Genomic DNA, 17,988 nt, shown 5'->3' with positions numbered 1-17,988 from the left:
TTCCGGAAAAGCCGAAGGATGGTAACATTTCCACCCGGCATTAACAATCCGCGCGCGGCCGCGCCTTGGCCGGGAGCAAAGATGAAGAAACCGTTATTGGCATTAACTGCGGCGATATTGTTTGTCGCGCCGGCCGCATTCGCCGCGTTCGCCGCGTTCGCCGCGTTCGCCGCGGACGATGAGTACCCGGAAGGCAGAATCGAGCTGTTCGGAACGCGGTATTCGATAGCCGTGAGCCTAGGATGGGACGAGCTTGCGGATTCCGCGTCCGAGGACGCGTTCGGCGCGGGCAAAATCGGATTCGGCATCGGGCTTTTCCGGCCGGAATTCCGGCGGGGCGCGCGGTTCGACGCGGACTTCGGATACAACCGGTTCGCGAAGGGCGACAGCCTGGCGCAGACGATAGGCGCGGCCGCGGGCGCGCATTTCAACTTCGTAGATCCGGTGCGGGAAAAAACCGTCCCGTTCGCGGAGCTGCACGCCGGGCCGTACTGGGCGAAGGTTAGCGGCAACGAAAGCGAAATCGTATTCGGCGCGAACGCGGTGATCGGCGTGGAGCTAAGCGATCGCGTCGTTTTGACCGCGCGATACGACCTGCTGCCGGACGTCGCGGGATTCGACCTGTCCGCATGGTCGCTGGGCGCGACCGTGAAGGTGTGGTAGGAACTAATCGTGTATCGCGAACTTGAGCGAGTCCGCGCCGCTGTCGTAGTACGCGACGCCGATCCTGCCGCCGTCAACCGAAGCGACCGAGGCGTACTCGAGGCCGCCGGTTGAATCTATATCGCTCGTGCTCCACGTCCCGCTCCCGTCGGCTGTGTCGCATGTCGCAGCCCACAGGCCTCCCGCGTCGAAATCCCGGAACGCAATCGCGGGCAGCCCTCCGACCTCCGCCATGCCGAGGAACAGGCTGATGTTGGTCTGCCCGTCCACGTCATGGAAAGTCCACGCTCCGGAGCCGTCCTGCTGCGCGTTTACGCCGTATTCGAGTATGCCGTTGCCCCAGTTGTAAAGTCCGACAGCGGGATTGAAGCCCACTACGCAAAGCGAGTGGCCGTAAGCAAATAGGCCGCTTTGCACGTCGCGCACCGTCGTTTTCGTCCAGGTTCCGGTTCCGTCGAAATCGTTCGCGTAAGCGAATTTGTAGCTCACCGTCGAGCCGTCGTCGGCAAAATAGCCGATGACCGGCTTTCCGCCTGCAACGAGAAGCGTCGTGCTCCAGCCTGCATCCCCGGCCGAATCCACGGTTACTTTAGTGTAAGTTCCCCCCGGATTCGTAGTGTTCGCGCGCGCGTACTTGAGGTCGCCGTTGTCCGCGTCGTAGTACGCGAACGCGTGTCTGCCGCCAACCTTGGTGCAGCTTGTGTCCATTCCCACGTCGCCCGTCGAGTCTATCGTGTACTTGAACCACGTGCCCGTGCCGTCCGAGCTTGCATTCTCGGCGTACTTCAAATTGCCGTCGATCCCGCCCTCGTAGTAGCTTATTCCAGGCACGCCGCCCATATTCGCAAGATAGCAGTATCGCCCGACGTCGCCCAGCCCCATTCCCTTCGAGTCAACTGTAGTCGAAGTCCAAGTCCCGCTTCCGTCCGCGGTCGAGCAGTATGCAAACATCAGGTCTTCCTCGCCGGGGTCGTAGTACGCGATGCACGGCTTGCCTCCGAACACGCCCAGCGACGCGTACTCGCCTCCCCCCCCGTCAGCGACAATGTAAACCGACCAGTCCTGACCGGGCGGATTCACCGTAAGCGAGAAATCGAAGATGTCTTCCCCCTGCGCGTTCGTCACCGTCAGGCTGGCATCGTAAACGCCCGCCGGACCGAGCGTGACCAGCGGCGATTCTTCGCCGGATGTATCCGGAGTCCCCCCGCCGCCGAAATCCCAAGCGTACGTGAACGGCGGCGTGCCCGTCACAACAGCGCTGAAGGTGACGTTGTTTCCCTCGATGCCCGAAGTCGGCGAAACCGAAATCACATCCGGCGGAAGTGGATTCGCGTTGACTGTGAGATCGAAGTTGAACGTGTCGTTTCCGGCCTCGTTCGAAAGCACTAGCGACGCCGGATAAGTTCCCGGCGCTCCGAGAGTGACTTGCGGCGAAATTTCGCTTGACGTGTTGGGTGCAGCGCCCCCCCCGAAATCCCAGGTGTAGGTCAGCGGCCCCGCGCCGTCCACCGTCGCGTTGAAGGTAATTATTTCGCCTTCCTGCCCCGATTGAGGCTGGACGTCGAAAATGACGGGAGGAGCGGGCAGCTCGGTCACCTGGAACGTGAACGGAAACACGTCGTTTCCGCTGGCGTTCGTGACCGTCAGCGTGCAGTCGTAAGAGCCCAGGTCGCCCGCGTTGACGGTCGGGGACTCGTCCGCGCTCGTGTCCGGAGTCGCTCCCCCCCCGAAATCCCAGGCATACGTCATCGGCAGGTCGCCCGTTACGGATGCCGTGAAGGTGACCTGCTGTCCCATCTGCGCGGAGAGGGGCGAGACGGACGTGATATCCGGCGGCGCGCCGGGGGTGACTTCGAGCGTGAACGGAAACGTTTCCTCCCCGATGCCGTTCGATACGCGGACGGTGCAGGAGTAGATGCCGACCGAGCCCGCGGTGACGGTCGGCGCGGGCTCGTTGCTCGTGTTCGGCGAAGCACCGCCTCCGAAATTCCAGGTATACAGGTGCGGCGGGTCGCCTTCCACCACCGCGGTGAAAGTCGCTTGGGTCTGCGCCTGGACGAAAAGCGGCGACACCGAAATGATGTCGGGCGCGATTGGAACGACCGGGCGCGCGGCGACGTTCGACGGAATGCCGCGGTTTCCTTGGCCGTCGTCGGGGACGACGCGGTAAAAGTCGAATTCCGGCGCGGAGCCGAGGTCGAAGCTGAAAGGCCGGAACCAGAACGGAATCTGGCCGACCGGGAACGGCGCCTCGCCCGCGGCCGTCCACGGGCCGCCGGCGTTGTTGGAGCCTTCGATCAGGTACTTCGCAACAGTCGACTGAAAATTGAGGGCTATCGGCGTGATGTCGGAAACGCCGACTTCGCCGCTGAAATCGCCGTCTATCACTTCGTCGGGATCCACCAGCGGCTCGTCGGTAGTGGATTGAAGATAGTTGAGCGCAATCGGTGTAATGTCGGATATCCCCACTTCGCCGCTCTGGTCGTAATCGCCGTGGTTGCGGTATGTCCATTTAAGCGTGAAAGTGCCGTCGCCGTCCGATTCGTAGGACAGGTCGGGCACCCGGCTGGCTGTGCCGATGGGAGCGATCGATACGAACCTGTCCTTGCCGAGATCCTTGAGCGCGTCGGCGAGGGCGAACTTTAGCTGGCTCCAAACGTCGGCATCCGCTCCGGGGGGGGCTTCGAGAGACATAAGTTCTTCAATCGCTGCATCAAGTCTCTGCGTCTGCGGGGAACCGGACGCTCCGCTCAATTTTCCGGATACCGACTGTCCGGAGCATGCGACAAAGAAAGCCGCATAGGCGGCGAATGTTAATAACGCATAAAAACGCAGTCCTTTCATGTTTTACCCCCGCGCGAAAAATCCGCGGACGATTCCGCGTGCAATTAAATTCCACTTTGCTTCAGCCGGTTTACGGATTTCGGACGGCAAGTTTAAGCTGGCCGGCCGAAACGTCGTAATAAGCGATGCCGATCCTGCCGTCCACTTCCGCGACCGAAGTGTAGTTTACATTGATCCCCGCCTTCACCGGCTCGACAGTCCATGTTCCGCTTCCGTCCGCCGCGTCGCACCAGGCCGCCCACAGACCGAGAGACGTCACGTCGAAAAAGCCGAGCGACGGCAGTCCGCCCACCGCCGCGAGGCTGACATGCTGCCTGGAATTGCCCAGCGCGTCGACATCGCGGAACGTCCAGCTTCCCGACGCATCGGCGGCGCCGTTTATCGCGAAGCGCAGCCTTGTGTCGTTGAAGTTGAAAAACGCGGACGCGATTGTGGAATTGACCGCCGCCATATGCCTGCCGCTTCCGATGAATCCGCCGCCGACGGACTGCACGGATCGGATCGTCCAACTCCCCGTGCCGTCCGCCGTGTCCGCGGTCGCGGTTTTGTATTCGCCGCCGCCGTCGTTAGTGTAATAGCCGATCACCGGAACCCCTCCGGACAAAAGCAGCACCGTATTCCACGCACCGACGTCGCCCGAATCCACAATCACATTCGTCCATGATCCCGATGGATCCGCGGTGTCGGAAATTGCGTATTTCAGATCGCCGGTTTGCGCGTTCACGTAGCTGATCGCCGGCCTTCCTCCGACCTCGGCCGCGCAGGTGTACATCCCCGTCTTGCCGTCGGAGTCAATAGTGTATTTGCTCCAGGTGCCGCTTCCGTCGGCCGCGTCGCAGGTGGCGTACTTCAAATCGCTGTCCGCGCCGCCGATGTGGTAGCTGATTCCGGGCAATCCCCCTATCGAGACGAGCGAGCAGTGCCGCCCGACCTCGTCGCCGGGATTCGCGAGCTGGTCAACCGGATAGGAAGTCCAGGTTCCGCTTCCGTCGGCCGCGTTGCAGGATGCGAACACAAGGTCTTCGTTCTGGCCGTCGTAATATGCAATGCACGGATTGCCGCCGATAATCGCAAGCGATGGATGCTCGCTCATCCCGAAATTATCTACGGTGTAAGTCGTCCAGTTCTGGCCGATCGCGGTGACAGTCAGCGTGAACGGGTAGCTGTCGTTTCCGAAAGCGTTCGTGACGAACAGGCTTGCGTTGTATTCGCCGGGCGCGCCGAGGGTGATGGTCGGCGATTCTTCGGTGGAGCTGTTGGGCGCAGCTCCGCCGCCGAAATTCCAGTTGTAGGTGAACGGGCCGGGACCGTTTATTGTCGCGGCGATGGTGATGTTGGTTCCTTCTTCGCCGCTGGTCGGAGCGACGGATTGGATTGAAGGCGGAATCGTGGTATCGACAATCGTAAGTTGGAATCCGAATGCGTCGCTTCCGCCGGCATTGGAAACCTCAAGCGTGACGGGCCAGGTTCCGGGCGTCTGCAGAGTGATGTCCGGCGAAGCGGCGGTGGAGAGTCCGGGCACGCACGCCGGGCGGAAATCCCACAGATACGTGAACGGGCCTGTGCCCTCGACTGTCGCGACGAAAGTGACAACCTCGCCTTCGTTACCCTCCCGCGGCTGAACGTCGAGAATCACCGGCGGGGGCGGCAGCTCCGTAATTTCGAGCGTGAACGGAAATGAATCGCTGCCGATCGAGTTTGTCACGGTGAGCGTGCAATCGTAGGTGCCGACTGCGCCGGAATGCACGGTCGGTGACGCCTCCGTGCTGGTTCCTGGCGTGGTTCCGCCCCCGAAATCCCATTCGTATGAAAGCGGCGCTTCGCCGGTGACGGTGGCGGTGAATGTCACGTCTACGTCCGTCTGGCATGACAGGGGCGATACTCCCGAAATATTCGGCGGTGCGCCCAGGGTCGCCTGAAGCGTGAACGGAAAAACGTCTTCTCCGAAATCGTTGGTGACGGTGAGCGTGCAGGAGTAGGTGCCGACGTCGCCGATTGTGACAGTCGGCGAAACCTCGCTTGATGTACCGGGTGTGGCCCCGCCCGCGAAGTCCCACGCGTAGACGAGCGGCGCGTCCCCGGTCACTTCCGCCACGAACGTTACATTGCTTCCGGTTTGCGCGAAAAGCGGAGAAACGGAAGTGATATCGGGCGGAAGGTTCAGCGCAGGTTTGGACGCCACGTTGGACGGGATGCCCCTGTGGCCGTTCCCGTCGTCGGGTACGACGCGATAATATTCGAACGCCGGAGTGGCGCCCAAATCGAATGAGATCGGGGTGAACCAGCCGCCTGGCGTCGCGTTCGGAAGCGCGATTTCGCCCGCCGCCTGGAACGGCCCGTTCGCGTTGGCGGATCCTTCAACTTTGTACTTGGCAACCGTTATCAGGTAGTTGATTGCGATTGGAGTGATGTCGGACACGCCGATTTCGCCGTTTCCGTCTCCGTCAACCACCATATCCGGATCCTGCGGGCCTTCGTCGGACGCGCTTTCCAGAAAATTGAGCGCAATCGGCGTGATGTCCGAAACGCCGACTTCTCCGTTTTGGTCATAGTCGCCCTTGTTGCGGTATGTCCAAGCCAGGCTGTAAGTGCCGTCGCCGTCGTCCAAGTAGGCCAAATCCATCACTTTGCTTTCTGTCAGGGTCGGCGCGGCGGAGGATGCCCGCAGCTTCCCTGCGCCTTTAAGCGCCTTCTCAAGCTCCCCGCGAAGCAATTCGAATACCGCGGGATCCGCACCTGCGGGCGGCTCCAGTTTGGAAAGCTCCCCGAATGGATCGCCGGATTGGAACGGGATCAACGCTAGCCCCGGCTTTTGCCCGGCGCCCCTGCGGCCGCCGGCGGAGCATGCCGCCGAAAGCGCCACAATCAAAATCAAAGCAGATATTAAATAAACACGGATGTATGGCATAAACGACTCCTTTGCTGGCCCGCAACAGCCCGCGGGGCCGAATGGATTTTACCTTGTAAAAGCCCCCTTTTAAAAGCGCATCCCCAAGCCGGAGCGAATCGCGCGGTTTTCCCGGATTGGGGGATTGCCTGTATCGTTCTCAAGGTCGCGCCGGTAGCTCAAGCCGCTTCGAAATTGCCGGAGTTGTTGTTTAAGACGCAGATATCGCCGGATGCAATATCGAACCACCATCCATGAAGCTCGAGCGCGCCGCGCGCCGCGCGATCCGCGATCGCGGGATATGTCATCAAGTTTTCGAGCGATATTTTGACCAGTTCCTCTTCGCATGTTTTCGCAAAATCAACCGGGGCTTCCATAATTCCGCGCGCGGCGATCCTGTCGCTCGCGCGCTTGGGCGCGGCTGAAATGATTTCGATCCATTGACTGAGTTCCCCTCCTTCTTCGGTTGCGCCCGCCCCGGAATGCTGGGCAAAATTCGCGGCGAGCTTCGCCGCTCCGCAATCCGAATGGCCGCACACGACAATGTGCGATACGCCGAGGTGGACGACCCCATGCTCAAGCGCGGCCGCGATGGGCAGGTTTCGCGTGTAAATCTCGCGCGGCGGCACGATTGCGCCGGTTACGCGAAGAACGTACAGCATACCTGGTTTTGAGCAGGTGATTCTGTCCGGATCGTATCGGGAATCGGAGCAGGAAACGAACATGACCGAAGGGGACTGGCCGTGATTTCCGAGCGCGCCGTAAAGCACGGAATTTTCCCGGTGATATCCTTCGCGGAAAAACCGCGTTCCAGCCAAAAGCTCTTCGATTATTCCGGCCGTCTTTTCCACGGCGTCTATTTTACAGCTTTTCGCGGCAACGAATATTCGATTTTTTAATGATTGCGATTTTATGGCAAGAAGACATATGCTTTGTATTATTCTTCATTCGTGGTACTATCCGCATACCCCGCGAAGCGGGGCTGCATCCTTAAGGAGGCTGATATGCCTAAAGTCAAAAAAACTGAATCCTCCGGCGCACCGGCGTCGGTATCCGGCGCGCGAAAGGGGGAAAGTCCGCGTAAAAATCCCTTGCCTGCGGTTTCGGAAACCGCGCAAAAGCGCGGTCGAGGAAGGCCGCCGGGAACCGGCAAACTAAAGCGGCTCGCCGCCGCGGAACCGCCGGAAAAACGCAAGCGCGGCAGGCCGCGCAAGCATCCTCTTCCAGTCGAATCCGCGCAGCAAGCCAAGAGAGGACGCGGCCGCCCGCGCAAGCATCCTCTCCCGGAGGCCGGGGTTGTGCAGGAAAAGCGCAAGCGCGGCAGGCCGCCGGGAATAGTGAAAGGATTTCCCAAGCCAAGGCGCAGAAAGCTGACGGCCGCCGACAAGATGTTCCGCAGAATTTGCCGCGAATACGAGCACAACGTGTACAAGTTTTTCCCGACATACGGCACCTATATGGGACTGCCCGAGTACGATGCGAAACTTTCGAAGCCTTCGCTTCAATGGTTCCTGCGTTGGGAACGCGTGCTGTCCAACACGCTGGAAGAGCTGAAGATGGTCAATGCGGACGATCTGTCCGCCGACAACCGGGTTGATTTGGAAATCGGAAAAAACCAGATCGAACTTGAGCTGGAAGAGCTTCGAGACCGCCCCCACTGGCGCCGCTCGCCATCCATGTACTTCTCCGAGCCGATGTACGGCATCTACTCGGTTCTCACGCGCGGCGGGAAAGATTTGCTGTCCCGCGCAAACGGGATAATAGCCCGCACCGAGAAACTGCCCAAACAGCTTCTCTTCGGCATGCGGAACCTGGACAATCCGCCGCGCATCTTTACGGAGAGCGCGATTCTGAGCGCGCAAGGCGCGCGCGTCTTTTTCGACACGACGGTGCGCGAATTCGCGGGAAAGCTGGCTTCCTCCAAGGCCAAGCGTTTGCGCGATGCGTGCGATGCTGCCGTCAGGTCGCTCGATAATTACATCGAATGGATGAAGACCGACCTTCTGCCCCGCAGCAATGGGGAATGGAAGGCCGGCGCGCGCCGGTTCAACAACAAGCTCAAGAAGTACCACGAAGTTCCGTTCGACGCGGACGAGTTGTACAAGCTGGGGCAAAAGATCTACAAAAACACGCTCAACCAGCTCGCCGCCACCGCGAAGCAAATTGACAAGCGCCGCGACTGGACGAAAATCGTCGCGACGCTTAAGGATGAACATCCGTCCAACGCGGGCCTGGTTGACTATTACGCCAAAGAAATGGCGCGCGCGCGCAGGTTCGTGATCGAAAAAGACCTTGTGTCCTTCCCGCCCAAGGAGCAAATCAAGGTGGTCGAAACTCCGGACTTCGCGCGTCCGTTGATCCCGTACGCGGCTTACCTGACGCCGGGAATGTACGAAGCCGATCAAACGGGAATATTTTGGGTGACGACGGTTGCGAAGGGAACTCCCAAGGACCGCGCCGAAGAGCAGCTGAAAGGCCACTCCAAGTACGGCATCGTCGTCACCGCGCTGCACGAGGCCTATCCCGGCCACCATCTGCAGCTCACGCGCGCCAACCAGAAAAGGCGCATCTTCCGTCACATGCACCACACCAGCGTATTCGCGGAGGGCTGGGCGCTTTACTGCGAAGAGATGATGTACGAGCAGGGCTTCTACACCGATCCCAGGGTAAGGTTGTTCCAGCTAAAAGACCAGCTCTGGCGGGCATGCAGGGTGATGATCGATGTCGCGCTCCACACCAGGGATATGACTTACGAGCAGGCCGTAAATTTCCTCGTGGAAAAGGCGCACTTGGAACGCCCCAACGCCGAAGCGGAGGTGCGGCGCTACTGTCAGACTCCGACCCAGCCGATGAGCTATGTCATTGGAAAGCACCTGATGCTGGAGCTTCGCGACCGGTTGAGGGAAAGGTGGGGGAGCAAATTCACGCTTAAACTGTTCCACGACCATGTGATCGACCATGGCACGATTCCGATAAGCCGCGTCGAGGAACTGATAATCGCGTACACAACCAGAACATAATCGCCGCCGAAATTTAGGTTGACCTGCCTCGGTGCCGTCAAGCGGAAGAACCGGCCGCGCCGAATACCGCATTGCGGGTATAATTGATCGGCCGCATGGAGGTGGTTGCTCTGAAGGTGCCATTCGACCTTACGACGACGATTCTTCGGTACAAGCTGGATCCCGGCGAACCGGGAGTCCTGCGCAGCGCGACCGCCCGCGATTCCGCCCCCGCGGTCACATCCCAGGAACTCGGCAACTTGCGCCAGTTTACGCGCGAGGCTGCGGAGCGCGGCGATACCGTTGTGCTCTCCAAAGTCAGCTACAACGCAGCCATAGTGGACGGCAAGCTGTCAATCAAAGCGGGACGCACGGAAGTTTATTCCATTCCAGGCGGCAGGGCCGCCGAAGCGAGGCTTGCTGAAGACCGCGCGCGCGCCGGCCTGGGGGCCGCGCCGGATTCTCCGCCTGAACCCTCACCGCGCGGCGAGACCGGGATTGAACATGGACCCGGCGTCCGCGAACAGGATGCGGCCACCTTCGCGGAGCGCGAGCGGATGGGCGGCACAGGCCGAGCGGACACATCCGTCCAGCCTCCCAGGGCCGGAGACGCGAATCCGCGCCCGGACGGAGAAGCGGCCAGAATCCGCGAAACGAAACGGCTGGAAGAAAAGCTGGACGTCCTGCAAGGACGGTTGAGCGAAATCAGGCGCGACGCGCGCGCGTCCGCGGCCGGAGCCGCGGAGAAAGCGCAAGACGCGAGCGGCCGGCGCGGCGAAAAGCTGCGGGAAGCGCTGGTGGAAAAAGAGCTTCGCGAAGTCAACCGCAGGATCGCGATGCTCGAAGCCGAAAAGATGATCGAATCGAACAACAGGCTCCTGGACGTCGCCGCCGAAAATATCATGGCCCAGATTGCCACAGCAAGGAAGGTTGGATTCGTCAGCCTTGCATCCGGCGGATTGAACACCACGGCATGACGGGGATTCCTGCTTTTTTCGCTCTTCGTCTGTTCGCGATTTTCCTCGCGATTGCGACTGTTGCGCAGCTTTCCGCCTGCAACAGGCCCGGCGGGAATGACGCGGGTTCCGATTCCGAAAAAAATCCCGCGGGGCAAAAAAAACTGGCCGTGATGGCCAGCGATGTATTCCGGGAGCCGCTTTTAAAGGCGGCGGATCTTTACCGCGAGTCAACCGGCGTGGATGTCCAAGTCGTATTGGGGAAAACCGGCGAAATCGAAAAACGGGCGGCCGCGGGCGGGCCTTGCGATTTGCTGCTCGTCGCGGATACGGGTGCGCTGGATTTGCTTTCTGCCGCGGGCGCGACCGGCGCGACAGGCGCGGTGCCGCTCGTGCGGGAACGGATCGCGGTCGCGGTAAGGCGGCGCGATGGGGGGGGGAAGTTTCTTGAAGCGCAAAACGCCGTGGAATTCCTGAAGGGAGCGAAAAAGGTCGCAGCCGCGTCGCCTGAATACGCGCCTTCGGGAAGGCTTTCCAAAAAAGCGCTGGAATACTACGGACTTGCCAAGTCGCTTGGCGGCAGGTTGGTCGAGTTGCCATCCGACGAGACCGTGCTTGCGTACGTCAAAAACGGAGAGGCGGACGCGGGAATGGTGTTTTCCGCACCAGCGCTGGCGGACGAGGGAATCGCAATTGTGGACTTTCTTCCATACGAGGCCACGGGGGGGGCGTATTACCATGCGCTTTCGCTTCCTTCTGAAAACAGGGAGGCGGCCGCGTTCGCCGAATTTCTGCGCACCGAAAAGTGTCGGGCGATTTTCATGTTAGCCGGCTTCGAAGTTCCTCCTCCGGCGGGAAACAAAAAGCAGGACGGCAAATCCGGCGCGCGGCGGGACGACGCTTCCGCGTGATGCCGCCTAGCCGCGCATCGCGCCGACTTCGGCCGAAGTGAGCTGGCGCGCGATGGTCAAATCCTGCGAAGATTCGAGCGAAAGTCTTTTTGGCGGGGCTATGCGCCGTTTCCTTTCGTCGTAAAGCAGCATCACTTCCGGGCGCACAAGCACCATCGCGTTAACCGCGCGCACAACGCCCACGCTGCCGTCCGACAGCATAACGAAGGTTCCCACGGGATACAGCCCGACCGTGGAGCAAATGGTTCTCACCGCACGGGGGGAGAACTGGGTGCCCGATCCCTGAACGATTATGCTCATCGCGTCGTGGAATTCCATCTTCGGCTTGTAGCTGCGCGTCGTCGTAAGCGCGTCGTAAACGTCGCACACCGCCGCAAGCTGGCCGACAAGGTGTGTTTCATCGCCCTTCAGCCCTCGAGGATATCCCCCCCCGTCCCAGCGCTCGTGGTGCTGGTGCGCAATCCAGACCGCCTCCTCGCAGAATCCGCCATGCTCCTCCAGTATCTCCGCTCCGAATTCAGGATGCTTTTTAATAAGATTCCATTCATGCGCATCCAGCGGCCCCGGCTTGCGGATTATTTCGAGCGGGATTTTGGTTTTGCCGATGTCGTGGAGGACCGCGCCCATCGCGAGCTTTTCGATTTCGGCGGCAGGAAATTGGTCGCGGCAGAGCGCGAGGAAAAGCAGCCCGACGTTTACGGAATGGCCGAAGGTGTAAAAATCGTAGTGCTTCACGTCGAGAAGCTTGATCGCCGCGTTCGGACGGGAAAGCGACTGGCTGATCGCCTTCGCGACCGGGGCTTTGATTATATTCAAATCCACCTGCATCCCCTGCGTCAGGCGCGTGAACACGTCCTCCATGCAGTCGGACACTTCCTCAAGCACTTCGGGATCGACCGAAAGCTGAATACCGGATTCCTCAATCAGCTCGAGCGTATGCCTTTCCGCTTCCAGAGAGTCCTTGCCGGAGGCCTCGCCGGCGCGCGACTTGAGCATCCCCGCCGTTTCGCCCGACACTTCAACCCGCGTGATTCCGCGCTTGTGAAGCGCGGCCAAAAAGCCGTCGGTAATTTTGGTGCCGGCCCGAAGCAGCAAGCTGTCCCCGTCGAAAACATCGCTCGCCAGCACCTGGCCGGACTTGAGCGCGCTTGCATCGATTTCGACGAATCCGCTTTTGGTTTTGTCGGAGGTCATGTGATTTCGGCCTCAAATGCGGCGCGGGCGAAGCCATGCCTTATCGGGCGGAAGCAATTATAACCTTGGACAAATCGGGACGCAACGCGTGCGGCGAGTCAAAGGAGCAGGCCGACGGCCCGAAATCAATGCGCGCCGAGCTTGTGGACCGTAATCGGCCTGATGATGGACAAGTCCGGAGTGATTGCCAGGTTCAAATCGCGCGGCGCGGGGAGCTTTGTGCCGTCTTCGTTGTAGATGACGGTCACGATGGGTCTCGCCAAAGCGTCCTCGTTCACCTGCTTCACCACCGCCACCGTTCTGTCGGAAAGCAGGACGAACGTGCCCAGCGGGTACAGTCCAAGCGTGGTGCAAAGAGCGCGCACGCTCTTTTTTGAAAAGTGGGAGCCCGAGCCCTGGACGATTATGCTCATCGCCGCGTGGAAGTCCATCTTGGCCTTGTAGCTGCGCGTCGTTGTCAGCGCGTCGTACACGTCGCAGACCATCGCGATCTGCGCGATCCAGGTTATCTCGTCCTCCAGCAGCCCGTTCGGATAGCCCCGCCCGTCCCAGCGCTCGTGATGAGACAAAACGATATCGAGAGCCTTTTCGGAGAGCCCCGGATAGTCCTTTAGCATTTCAACGCCGTACTCCGGGTGCTTCTTCATCAGCGCGAATTCCTCGCGTGTCAGCGGCCCTTCCTTCTGGATGATTTCCCGTGGGATTTTGACTTTTCCCACGTCGTGAAGAATCGCGCCGAGCATCAGCTCTTCAAGTTCCTCCGCGGGAAAATGGCTCTTTGCGACCGTGAAGAAAATCAGCCCGACGTTCACCGAGTGTCTGAATGTGTACTGGTCGAAGTGCTCCACGTCAAGAAGCTTCACCGCGGCGTGCGGCTTGGAAACGGACTGCTTGATCATCTCGGATACCGGCCCCTTGAGCGCGTTAAGGCTTTCCAGATTGCCCTCGTTCAGGCGGGAGAAAACATCCTCGACGCACTCGCTGGTTTCGAGAAGCAGCTGCTCCTCGACCGCGGTTTCCACTCCCGCGCTAGAAAGGATGTCCCGCTCATTCGCGGCCAGCTCCGTTTCCAAATGCTCCGGTATGTCAAGCGCGGGCCTCGCTGCGGTCTCGCCGCCCATCATCGTGGACTGTTGCACCTTGATGTCGGCCGCCACCGCGTCGGAAACCACGATTTTTTCCACGCCGCGCCGCTTGAGGCTGTTCAGAAATTCCTGCGTGACCGCTGTGCCGCTTCGAAGCAGAACGTTGTCGCCGTCGAATATGTCCGACGCGAGAACCATTCCCGGCATGAGATATTCGATCTCAATCTCGGTACGGCCCGAATTCGGTGTAGCGTGATTCACGAAATTATTCACCGGATTACAATATTAGTTCAAACTTCAAGCGCTGATAGCGCCTGCTTCGGCAATCGATTGTCAACACTTGACCAATCGAACGATTCCGCACCGCTGAGAACAAGAGCGTCCTTGCGGCCCGTCCGTTTATTCTAACATATATTGATATACTCGCCGGGTGCAAATCGGATTGGGCACGGAAGGTTTCGTCGGCCAGGAACGCGCCATCGCCGCGCTGTCCCGGTTTCTCGCGCGCGGGCATGTTCCCACAACCCTCCTGCTTTCCGGGCCGCCGGGAACGGGCAAGACCACGCTCGCCGCGATATTCGCCAAGGCGCTTCTTTGCGCCCGAAGAGCGGAGGCCGAAGGGCTCGGCTCTTGCGGCGAATGCTATTCCTGCCGCGCGATGCCGGCCGGGCCGACGGCGGATTTCATGTTCGTCCTGCCCCGCACAAAGCAGATCACCGTCGAGGTTGTGGAAGAGGACTACGACAACTTTTCAACGGCTCTCCGGCTTCCTTCGCAGTCGCCGCATCGCGTAATCCTGATAGACAGCGCGCACGCGCTGAACGAGCAGACAAGCAACATGATGCTCAAGCTGTTCGAGGAAGCGCCGGACAAAACCGTTTTCATCCTCGTCACCGACCATCCGTACCGGCTGCTGCCCACCATAAGGAGCCGTTGCGAGGAGATCAGGCTCTCGCAGGTTGCGCCCGACGCGCTTGCCGCCGCGTTGTCCGCGCGCGGAATCGAGCAGGGACGCGCAAAGCGCGCCGCGGGCTACGCCCAGGGCAAGTGGACGCTCGCGCTGTTCGCCGCGCAGGCCGCGTTCCATCCCGCCGGAAAATGGAGCGGAGGGATTCCGCCATGGCGGGCGTGGCGCGAAGAGACGGAAAACCGGAAACTCGGCGAGTGGAGCCGCACCGCGGAGCTTGGAGGAGGGATAGCCGCGCTCGACGCGCTTCACGGACTTGACGATGCGCTGGAGGCGGCCAGGCGCACCGGCGACGGCGACACGCTGCTGGACGTTTTCATGTTCCTTGCACGCGGGCTGTGGGATTCGGCCTGCAGAAGGGAGGAGGAGCTTATCGCCTGGACGCTTCCCGACAAGGAAATGCTGGGCGAAAAAGCGAAGGACGCGAAGCGCTGGGACATCAAGGCTGAGCGCAAAAACGAGCTTTTGCGCGCGGCCGAGAAAACCGCGCTGGATTGGGTAAGGGAATCGCTGTCGAGGCTCGGCGCGGCCGGCGGCGGATCGCGCGCCAGGATCGTGTTCGACGCGGCGGTGCTGGATCGCGCCGAGATGTGGATCGAGCAAAACGTGATGGAGGACTACGTGATGGCCGCGCTGGGCGCCGGATTGGGGAGGTAACGCAAATCGCGAGCGACGTTTTGCCGCAGTGGATTTGATCGCGAAGCGGCGCGGCGCACGAATCCTGGGAGCGGACGGGATAGGACCGAGCCGCTGCCCGGAGTGTGTGCAGGTCAATAAATCATCAAACTACGTCAGCTTCCGCCGTCTTCGGGAGGGAGGACGGTGATTGTCCACAGAGATTGTCTTTCAACAATCGAGCCATCCCAGTAAGTCACCCGTGCAAGCGGCTGATATTGCCCGGGTATTAAGTACATGTGTTGAGGCAATTCCGAGTCCGCAAGTTCTTCGTTTTGCCAAGCCAACATATAATTTGTACTGTCCACCCAGCCCGAGCCATCGCCGTAGTTCAACTCGATTTTCAGCGCGAATGGCCACTTGTTGGTGTCCTTGCTTCCCGGAAACGCAATTACCCCTAAGCGAATTCCAAAAGGAGCATGACCCTGCAATGCGTGATTCGGTTCGACCAGCATGACCGCAACGTCGCGCAGAACAGGCATGGGCGATGATTGCTCCTTTGAGCAAGAGAACAAAGCAAAGAGCATGGCGCAAAGCGTTGACAATCCCCAGACGACGGAAGTCAATATCGTTCTAATCATGAATCGCCTCCCATGCGTTAAGTCCGCCGACATGTCTGTAGTCCCAAGAACCAAGCTGGAAATGAGCCGACTTTATTCTCGACTCAATTTGAAGTGGCGTCAAGCTTGGAAATTCGTAGGCAATTATTCCAGCCACCGCGCTGACAAGCGGGGCGGATCCTGAGGTTCCGTCACCCCAATGCAAAGCGCCGGGTGAATAGCCGAGCGAAAAACCTTTGGAATTTGTGCCGATCATATCGCAAGACCAAATGTCCTTTGCCGGTGCGCAAAATCCGAGGGGCGGACGGGATGGGACCACCCAGCTCCCAATGCTTGGCGCTGACTTGGACACTAGGTGCAGCGCCCGAAAAAGGCTTAAGTGACTTCAACTACTGCCGTGTCATCCTTGGAACTACCAGCGCCGTCAAAATACACAACGCGGCATTTGACCAAATAGGTTCCAGGTTGGTCAAACACATGCATGGGATTTGCATCCGGCAGTCCCAACCAGTTTTTGCGAAGCTCCTGAGTGCAATCGATCCATCCACCCCCGTCGCCGAAATCTATCTCAACCTTTGAAATCAGGTTGACAGTGCCTTGCGGATCGCCGATTCCCGGAACTGCGTAAACGGTGTAATGCCATTCATATGGCGCTTTGCCGCCAAACCTGTCTCCGACGAGATCGAATCCGCGGTAAGTATCGGGTCCGCCAGTGCGAACGTTGCTGCCTGAACCGCATGACGAGAACAGAAAAGGAAGAGCAAGCAAAACTGCAAAAAACCAAAATGGCTTCATCTTCATTCCTCCATTGCATAGCTTTGGAATGCACCGTTGAATCATGGTAAAAGCGAGTTATATGCATCAAGTCCTTTGCAGGGCAGAAATGGTTGAGGTCCCGAATGCGGCAATGTCCAGCCTCGGTTTTCAATTCTCGCTTTAACCTGCGAAGGAGTAAGCGTAGGAAACCTGCTGCACATCAAAGCTGCAACGGCCGACACATGGGGCGCTGATGCCGAGGTGCCGCTCAGTCGGCCTTTTACGCAACCCAAAACCAACAATGCGTTGACAATTGGACATTTACTGGTTTTGAATGAGTTTCCCGATGCGCGAGCTTTCATCGCAAATGGTATGAACATGTTGGAGCGGGTTATGCCGCAGAAATCGGTTACCTGCAGATGTTGGTCCGGATTGTAGGCCGGGGGCGGTACGTAAATGTCTGGATCATTGTTAGAAGCGGCGCACGCGATACCTGCAACACAGGTTCCATGCCCAAGTTCGCGCGCGTTATCCTGGCTTTCACGCAATAGCCAGTCCCAGGGCGCACCATTGCCTATATTCCAAGTGCAGCTGGATTTGTCGTCTCCAGTATTGACACCCCATGAAGTCATGTTGGCGTTTAGGTCGGTAAATGATGCATCCCTCTGAACGCCCGTATCCAAAAAAGCGATTTTAACTGCAGGTGACCCGAACCAGCCATTGTTCCACACCTGCTCAATTCTGATGCCGTAGGAGGTGCTGTCGTATAGGTACTCGTAAAAGGTGTGCCGCCATAGCTCGTCATCTGGTCCCGCATGACCTTCTGCAACTGAATCGGGGTCAACTGAGTCAATAAGACTTGGATACTCCAAAGGCCAGTTTGCGACTGCATCCTCAACGCTTTGTCCAACCGGAAGCTTGAATGCCGCGCTGCGGATGCATTTCCACTCGCTTAAAACAATTAAATTCTCCGCTGCAACGAAGCTGTCAATTTCGTTATCCCCAACGATTGGCGGATAATCCACCTGATATGCAGGATCGGTATCCGGCCTGATTACGTCAAAATAGTTGGGATCCAACTGGGGGAGTTGGGGCGGATTCTTAAAGGTTATTAAAACCCGACCGTCAACAATTTCGTATACTGAAGAGTCTCTTGGATCTGTGAACTGCCGGAAAATCCAAGGCTCAAACTCAATTGGATTGATCGGATCATCGCCGTCCAGCCCTTCACCGCCCCCCTCCGGCTCGTCGTTTCCGCCGAAACCGGGATCGATCGCCGGGGTGCGCTCCGAGCCGATCGAGCCGCCGGATTGGTTCGTGCCGCCCTCGCCCGCGTCCGGCGCGGACGCGGCGTACTGCTTCACTTCGCCTTTGCCGCAGCTTGTGAAACTAGCCGCGATCATGGCGAGCACCGACAGGGAGAGGATTATGGCAATCCCAGCCCCCCCCCATGACCAGATTTGTCAGCCGCTTAACCATCTGCGCTGCCTC

At 59.4% G+C, this 17,988-nt stretch carries 13 protein-coding genes; 5 read left to right on the top strand and 8 right to left on the bottom strand.

Annotation, left to right across the window (positions count from 1 at the left end; all coding sequences use genetic code 11):
• Positions 1-81: 81 nt before the first annotated feature.
• Positions 82-663: a hypothetical protein gene (locus HRF49_01810; protein MEP0813387.1), complete on the top strand. Its 582-nt coding sequence runs from the start codon at positions 82-84 to the stop codon at positions 661-663.
• A 3-nt stretch (positions 664-666) separates the two neighbouring features.
• Here the strand turns inward: HRF49_01810 and HRF49_01805 are convergent, their stop codons facing one another.
• The 3 genes from HRF49_01805 to HRF49_01795 all read right to left on the bottom strand — a co-directional run bounded on the left by HRF49_01805 (position 667) and on the right by HRF49_01795 (position 7,245).
• Entirely contained in the window at positions 667-3,507 is a 2,841-nt protein-coding gene (locus tag HRF49_01805) for a PKD domain-containing protein (GenBank protein MEP0813386.1), read from the bottom strand.
• 70 nt (positions 3,508-3,577) lie between these two features.
• Complete coding sequence (locus HRF49_01800) at positions 3,578-6,415, bottom strand: PKD domain-containing protein (protein ID MEP0813385.1); 2,838 nt, start codon at positions 6,413-6,415, stop codon at positions 3,578-3,580.
• A gap of 158 nt (positions 6,416-6,573) precedes the next feature.
• Positions 6,574-7,245 (bottom strand): hypothetical protein, encoded by a 672-nt coding sequence (locus HRF49_01795; GenBank protein MEP0813384.1) that lies wholly within the window; start codon positions 7,243-7,245, stop codon positions 6,574-6,576.
• A 447-nt stretch (positions 7,246-7,692) separates the two neighbouring features.
• Between HRF49_01795 and HRF49_01790 the strand changes: the two genes are divergently transcribed.
• From HRF49_01790 to modA, 3 genes are all read left to right on the top strand, one after another.
• Entirely contained in the window at positions 7,693-9,414 is a 1,722-nt protein-coding gene (locus HRF49_01790) for a DUF885 domain-containing protein (protein MEP0813383.1), read from the top strand.
• Positions 9,415-9,530: 116 nt separating this feature from the next.
• Positions 9,531-10,370: a hypothetical protein gene (locus HRF49_01785; GenBank protein MEP0813382.1), complete on the top strand. Its 840-nt coding sequence runs from the start codon at positions 9,531-9,533 to the stop codon at positions 10,368-10,370.
• Positions 10,367-11,260: a molybdate ABC transporter substrate-binding protein gene (gene modA, locus HRF49_01780; GenBank protein ID MEP0813381.1), complete on the top strand. Its 894-nt coding sequence runs from the start codon at positions 10,367-10,369 to the stop codon at positions 11,258-11,260. The genes HRF49_01785 and modA overlap by 4 nt, the downstream gene beginning before the upstream one ends.
• 6 nt (positions 11,261-11,266) lie before the next feature.
• Here the strand turns inward: modA and HRF49_01775 are convergent, their stop codons facing one another.
• Together HRF49_01775 and HRF49_01770 are read right to left on the bottom strand one after the other, a co-directional pair.
• Positions 11,267-12,454, bottom strand: coding sequence for an HD-GYP domain-containing protein (locus tag HRF49_01775; protein MEP0813380.1), 1,188 nt, complete (start codon positions 12,452-12,454; stop codon positions 11,267-11,269).
• A gap of 125 nt (positions 12,455-12,579) precedes the next feature.
• Positions 12,580-13,800 carry an HD-GYP domain-containing protein gene (locus HRF49_01770; GenBank protein ID MEP0813379.1) on the bottom strand — a complete coding sequence of 407 codons (1,221 nt, stop codon included), beginning with the start codon at positions 13,798-13,800 and terminating at the stop codon, positions 12,580-12,582.
• Between the two features lie 169 nt (positions 13,801-13,969).
• Here HRF49_01770 and HRF49_01765 point away from each other — a divergent pair, with 169 nt between their 5' ends.
• Positions 13,970-15,163, top strand: a complete 1,194-nt coding sequence (locus HRF49_01765) for an AAA family ATPase (protein ID MEP0813378.1) — start codon at positions 13,970-13,972, stop codon at positions 15,161-15,163.
• A 134-nt stretch (positions 15,164-15,297) separates the two neighbouring features.
• Here HRF49_01765 and HRF49_01760 read toward each other — a convergent pair whose 3' ends face one another.
• The 3 genes from HRF49_01760 to HRF49_01750 form a co-directional block, all read right to left on the bottom strand.
• Positions 15,298-15,762 (bottom strand): hypothetical protein, encoded by a 465-nt coding sequence (locus HRF49_01760; protein ID MEP0813377.1) that lies wholly within the window; start codon positions 15,760-15,762, stop codon positions 15,298-15,300.
• Between the two features lie 354 nt (positions 15,763-16,116).
• A complete protein-coding gene (locus tag HRF49_01755; protein MEP0813376.1) occupies positions 16,117-16,536 on the bottom strand; it encodes a hypothetical protein in 420 nt (139 codons plus the stop codon).
• Positions 16,537-16,577: 41 nt separating this feature from the next.
• The gene (locus HRF49_01750; GenBank protein ID MEP0813375.1) at positions 16,578-17,129 is read right to left on the bottom strand and encodes a S8/S53 family peptidase; all 552 of its coding nucleotides are present in this window, start codon (positions 17,127-17,129) and stop codon (positions 16,578-16,580) included.
• Positions 17,130-17,988 lie beyond the last annotated feature (859 nt).

It is taken from the genome of bacterium, from assembly GCA_039961635.1.
GTDB lineage: Bacteria > 4484-113 > 4484-113 > JAGGVC01 > JAGGVC01 > JABRWB01.
This window is presented reverse-complemented; position numbering and strand designations above follow the sequence as displayed.